Origin of the sequence: Psychrobacter piechaudii (assembly GCF_900162825.1) — a bacterium.
In the GTDB taxonomy this organism is placed as follows: Bacteria; Pseudomonadota; Gammaproteobacteria; order Pseudomonadales; family Moraxellaceae; genus Psychrobacter; species Psychrobacter piechaudii.
This window is the reverse complement of sequence record NZ_FUGE01000260.1, coordinates 1-5348: the sequence shown is the minus strand read 5'-3', so window position 1 is coordinate 5348 and position 5348 is coordinate 1. Positions and strand designations below refer to the sequence as shown.

Here is a 5348-nt window from a genome sequence, read left to right as displayed (position 1 = left end):
ATATAGACATACAAGTAAAACATATATAGACATTAAAAATAAATATGTATACACATTAAAATCCAACTAGGTACAGACATTAATTTGCAGCAAATAAGCCAGCAGTCACAAAAGGGGGCTATTTTATGCTACGCTAAAAATATCCTATCCCTCTTGTGTGCTGGTTGGGGGGACCCCAAACCCCCTTCAATCTTTTAAGGTGCGTCTTATTATGTCCAATAACAGTCCTATTAATTTAGATAAGAGAGCCAAACGTAATCGTGAGATATCTATTCGAGTGAACGACTATGAGCTTTTAGAACTTAAAAAAAGAAATAGAGGAAGTACAGTTGCAAGTTGGCTAAGAGATCTTGCGTTAGGGGTGACCCCTGTGAAGCCAGTTGATCCAGAGTTAGTGCGTCAGCTGGGCCGTATAGGCAGTAACTTAAATCAGTTAACTCGTCATGTGAACACAGAAAGACAGGTAGATGCTCAAGTATTGCATGAAATAAAAGCGATACGTGAGCAGATGCATCTGTTAATCGAGTCGAGTATACAGGCCTCAAAAAAGTCAGCGAGGGACAATTATGATCGTTAAATTCTCAAGTCATGGTAAAGGCAAAGCCAGCGGCGTTTTAAACTACCTTCTTAAAGAGAAAGGATCTGATGGTACCCTAGTACCTCGAAAGCACGCAAAAGTGCTCTACGGCGATCCTGTGCTTACTGAGCACCTAATTGATACTACGGTGCATAAGTCCAAATACAAGTCTGGCTACTTATCGTTTAGTGAGCGTGCCGATGAGATAAGCGAGGATGACAAAAAGCGTATTATGCAAGAGTTTGAAAAGGTTATATTTTGTGGGTTAGAGCCAGATCAGTACGACATTCTATGGGTAGAACATGCAGACAAGGATATTGATGACAATAATCCAGTTGGGCGTTTGGAGCTAAACTTTGTCATACCCTGCCAAGAGCTGCGTACAGGAAAATCGTTTCAGCCGTACTATGAGCCTGCGGATCAAAGACGGGTGAATGCATGGAAGAACATAGTTAATGCAGAGGTTAAGACCATACGTGGAGAGTCCTTGAGTGATCCTAACGACCCTAAAAGACAACGTTTAGTTAATCCTTATAATAGCCATGCACCAAGGCCAAGTCCTTTTAACATCAATAGTTATTTAAAAAAACAGAGTGATGAAGACGATAAAACAATTCAACACCCCAAAAGCCGTCGTGATTTAGAAGAAGCGCTTAAACGGCGGTTATTGCTTGAGTCTCAAAGAGGGGTAGTCATCACTCGTCAATCGCTTTTGACCACGTTAAGGCGCTGGGGGCTTGACGTCAATCGGGGTAATAGCGAAACCAGTGTGTCAGTTAAACACGAGGACCTAAAGGACAAAAATGGTAGGGTTATGAGTGTGAGGCTTACGGGAGGTATGTTTGCTAAAAACTATAGGGGGATTGAGTTTAAGCCATATATCCAAGAAATTAACAGCAATACCTACTACAGTGAGCCTAATAAAACTCATCGCAGTCAATTAGAGAAGATGAATTTAGAGGAAGGAATTAAAATTAAAGCCCAATATCATCAGGAGCGATATAAGGAAGCTACTTTGCCCGAACCTTTGGCAATACAAAAAGCGAAGGTTACTAACAGTGTTGAGGAAGCCGTAGATCCTAAGGGAGCAGAACAATTAAAGAGCTATACTCCTTCTTTTAGACGTTAGTTTTAGGTTCATACTGACAGTAAACCATCCCTAGGGTAAATTAGTTAGGCATCCTTACTGGTTTGGCACCCTAGTGAGGACTAGAACCTTAAGCTGTAGGCTAATGGTATCAACGTCTTAACTTGCTAAGATAACTACAGTGTACTTTATGGTGTACATTTAATAAGCTTTTCAGTTGTAGACTGACTTATTCGTATTCACCAAAGCAACTGTCATAGCAAATAATTATTGAGCACTAAAGATACGAAAAATCACTAACTAATTTAGCAAAGGTAAATGTCTCATGGCTAATATAACTGCAAAAATCTCGTTGATAATTTGTCTACCCACTGCTTTATGGTTAAGTGGCTGCTCATCCTCTAATACTGATGCCACCATTACGACAGTTGAACCTACACAAGTAATTGACAGCCAAGCTGAAAACTCTAATTGGACATCTGCGAAAGTCATTGAACCTACGCAAAAGACTAGCATTTTTCGCTATTATACTGATCCCACAACCCAAGCCCAGGCTATGGCATCTGTAGAAGGAGTTTTCAAATGGCAGAAAGGTTGTCTCTACCTAATACAAAAAGATGGTAGTTACATGACAGCTATGTTTCCTAAATATCCTGAAAATGCTGTTAAGTGGAATGAATATAATAAAACCTTAAGTTTGAATGGGTATATTTTTAAAATGGGTGACTACATTACAACTAACGGACAATATTCAAAATATTATCCCGATAATGATATAGAAGAATACTCAAAACAAGGAGATGCACGTTGTCTAACTCCTATGCTAGTAGAGATTGGCACTATAGATTTAAAAAAATAACTTTGAGTTTCGAGCTAATGAACTGTTTGTAGCATACCCCAAAGGAACCAGTTATTTCACCCTTTAAACGTATTAACAGACCACTTAAAACAGACTATTATAACGGAACCACTTATAACGGTCTACGAGTGTTAGCCAGTATCATTATTTTTTCTATACAACTAAAACCTCTATTAAATAGAGCTTTCCCCAATATAAACTAAAGGATTATCTCTAAAACACATCCCAAAAATTGTCGATTTGGCTATTTTCTTGCCAGTTATATTCTATTTCTTTGGCAATTTTACGTGCAGTTTCTAAATCATGTCTGTCCGCAATAAACCCTAGCGTCATATCTATTCCAGCACTAACACCTGATGAAGTATAGAACTTATCATCTATTACCCACCGTGCTTCTTGTATCCAGTTAACTTGGTTGGATTGAGAGATTACCCATTGCCAAGATCGCTTATTAGAAGTTGCTTGCTTACCTTCTAATAAACCCGATTTTGCCAATAAAGCACTACCTGTACATACACTCAGGACCCACTGTGCATTTTCTGAGAGCTTTTTTAATACCTCTAAAAAAAGCTTGTCTTCTACTAATTGACGGGTGCCTTGACCCCCTACTATTAGTAGAATATCTGTTCCAAATAGTAAATTATCAGTATTATTCGTGAGTAACTCAACACCGTGATGATTTTTAACTACACCTCCTGCTAATGACGCAAACTGCACTCTATAGTATTCTTTTAAGCTACCAAATACCTCGATAGGTCCAAATAAGTCTAAAGTTTCATAATTTTCAAACACTAAGGCAGTAATAGTCTTCATAACAAATAACACCCTTCATAAATAATTTTTAGAGTCTATCCCAGTAGAACTGCTAAATAAGACCATTATTTGAGCTAACAAGCTACTAAAGCTACTAACAATAGACCGCTAGCCTTAATACTCTAAATAATCCCTAATTGGACGTTTCTTAAATTGAGAAGCGTCTTTTTTAAGGCGATTAATCATCTCAAACTCCCAATCATTAGGGTTTTGACCTGCTGGGCTAGTAGAACTGACCAAATGATTATAATCAGCGATAAAGTTAGGGTTACGAGCGATACGCCCTAGCTGTTTATCATTTAAACCATCAACGGTAAACATATCTGCTGTATAAGCGTCACGGCTTACGGTTCTTTTTTGGGGCTGCTCAGGTTTGCTCTTAGTGATTATTTTAAATTTAAAGCCAGTGATACGTCTGCCCTTTTTCTCTTGCTCATAGCTGACTTTAAGATCCGATTTTTCGTTAATTTCTTCGACAGCTAAATCTAGTACACGTCTTTTGAAGTCACACATTCTTTTGTATTCATTAATCCCCAGTCCCATTTGTCCTCTAAACTGTTCAAGTTCGAATAAAGGTGTTTTGCCTGCTTTTTTCCACTGAACAAGCAACTCATACAGCCGAATAGAATAATTACTATCCATTCTTGCAGTTTGCTCTAGCAAATATTTAGTAAAAAACTCTTCTGCCCCATCTATACGAGTAATCCCCTTAACTACTGCAGGCGTAAACACCAGCTCAATCGCTCCTTCATCATCTAAGTACCTGACTTGCGAGATCCAACGTGACTTCACCGTTCTTTCATCATCATCTAAAAAACTAAAGCGACGGTTAAATAAAGTCTCTTCTGCATCTTTCATCATCAAATAGCCGTTTTGACGAGTGGTATTAAAAACTTCAGCGTATCGCATGGCATCAATACGTAAAGGAGTATCAGTACTTAGTCCTTTACCCGTTTCTCTTGCATCTACTATCGCCAATTGAATTATTCTAATCTCTACCAATGTCAAATTTTGAAGTACGGTATTTAGGTAGTTTGTTTTTACTACTAGGTTTGACTTAGCCACTTTAAAACTCCCTTTACATTATTTAACGACATTGTAATTATAAGTCGTATAAACGTCAAATATTATAAAAGTCGTTAAAAGGTAAGTAAACGTCGTTCAATGGGTAAGTAAACGTCGTTCAATGGGTAAGTAAACGTCGTTCAATGAAGGATACAGCCCTTTAATATCAAAGCTTTGAGAGGACGGAAAAGCATTTAAAAGCATTTAAAAGCATTAAAAGCCTTTTGGTTGTGGATAAGTAACAAAAATAAGAAAGAATATATCGCTAACTTTGAGGTTTATTTGAATTAACTAATTTCTTCTCTTTTTCTTGTTTCCTATAAGTCTTAACAAAAGGTAAAACACTACTAGGTATAGTCATAAATACCTTATAAGCCTTTATATCTTCCTTAGTCATACCAAACTCTTTTTTCATTTGAACTCGCAAGGATCTAATGGCTCTACGATGACTATTACAGATAAACGCATCTAACAGCAGCTTATATTTATTCAGATCCTTTTTTATGATATTTAGTACCTCCTTGGCTGACATACTGCTTTTTGGATCATAATGAGCGGTTAGAAAACTGAGCTTTTTATTATCAACACTGGTACCTAGTAGCTTTAATATCTGAGCTGCTCTATAAGTATTTATCTGATCATGGAGTAATTCACTATTTGGTATGGTGGCTATTACTTGTTTAAAAACATAATAATCTTCAGGATAGTTTTTAGCTTCCTCATCATCGAAATCTAAAGTATGAACTCCGCAAAGATAAGCGATAAATATATTCTTAGCTTCTGATGAAGCACTTCTTAATGCATTAACACGCATCATATTTATTTGACGCTTAGAGTATTGTTTCTCACTCATGGCTGATCCTTATTATGTTCAATATAGTATCTATCATACCTTAACAGATATATGTGTATACCTATTTATTGAATATATATACACAGTTGTTATT

General features: G+C 37.0%; 6 protein-coding genes. 3 read left to right on the top strand and 3 right to left on the bottom strand.

The features are described 5' to 3' along the window. Positions 1–211: 211 nt before the first annotated feature. The 3 genes from A1019T_RS12715 to A1019T_RS12705 all read left to right on the top strand — a co-directional run bounded on the left by A1019T_RS12715 (position 212) and on the right by A1019T_RS12705 (position 2523). Positions 212–577: a plasmid mobilization protein gene (locus tag A1019T_RS12715; protein ID WP_077452079.1), complete on the top strand. Its 366-nt coding sequence runs from the start codon at positions 212–214 to the stop codon at positions 575–577. Next, complete coding sequence (locus tag A1019T_RS12710) at positions 567–1706, top strand: relaxase family protein (protein ID WP_077452077.1); 1140 nt, start codon at positions 567–569, stop codon at positions 1704–1706. Before A1019T_RS12715 ends, A1019T_RS12710 begins: the two co-directional genes overlap by 11 nt. A 283-nt stretch (positions 1707–1989) precedes the next feature. After that, positions 1990–2523, top strand: a complete 534-nt coding sequence (locus A1019T_RS12705) for a hypothetical protein (RefSeq protein ID WP_077452075.1) — start codon at positions 1990–1992, stop codon at positions 2521–2523. Between the two features lie 213 nt (positions 2524–2736). Here the strand turns inward: A1019T_RS12705 and A1019T_RS12700 are convergent, their stop codons facing one another. The 3 genes from A1019T_RS12700 to A1019T_RS12690 form a co-directional block, all read right to left on the bottom strand. Next, positions 2737–3336 (bottom strand): DJ-1/PfpI family protein, encoded by a 600-nt coding sequence (locus A1019T_RS12700; RefSeq protein WP_077449836.1) that lies wholly within the window; start codon positions 3334–3336, stop codon positions 2737–2739. Positions 3337–3450: 114 nt separating this feature from the next. Further along, on the bottom strand, positions 3451–4401 hold the full coding sequence (repM, locus tag A1019T_RS12695) for a replication initiation protein RepM (protein ID WP_077452073.1): 951 nt from the start codon (positions 4399–4401) through the stop codon (positions 3451–3453). 265 nt (positions 4402–4666) lie between these two features. Then, complete coding sequence (locus A1019T_RS12690) at positions 4667–5254, bottom strand: hypothetical protein (RefSeq protein WP_031944056.1); 588 nt, start codon at positions 5252–5254, stop codon at positions 4667–4669. Positions 5255–5348: the final 94 nt, after the last annotated feature.

Excerpts from the sequence above, each read along its gene's own strand:
- A1019T_RS12715 (WP_077452079.1), top strand. The coding sequence starts at position 212 with ATGTCCAATAACAGTCCTATTAATTTAGATAAGAGAGCCAAACGTAAT.
- A1019T_RS12710 (WP_077452077.1), top strand. The coding sequence starts at position 567 with ATGATCGTTAAATTCTCAAGTCATGGTAAAGGCAAAGCCAGCGGCGTT.
- A1019T_RS12705 (WP_077452075.1), top strand. The coding sequence starts at position 1,990 with ATGGCTAATATAACTGCAAAAATCTCGTTGATAATTTGTCTACCCACT.
- A1019T_RS12700 (WP_077449836.1), bottom strand. The coding sequence starts at position 3,336 with ATGAAGACTATTACTGCCTTAGTGTTTGAAAATTATGAAACTTTAGAC.
- A1019T_RS12690 (WP_031944056.1), bottom strand. The coding sequence starts at position 5,254 with ATGAGTGAGAAACAATACTCTAAGCGTCAAATAAATATGATGCGTGTT.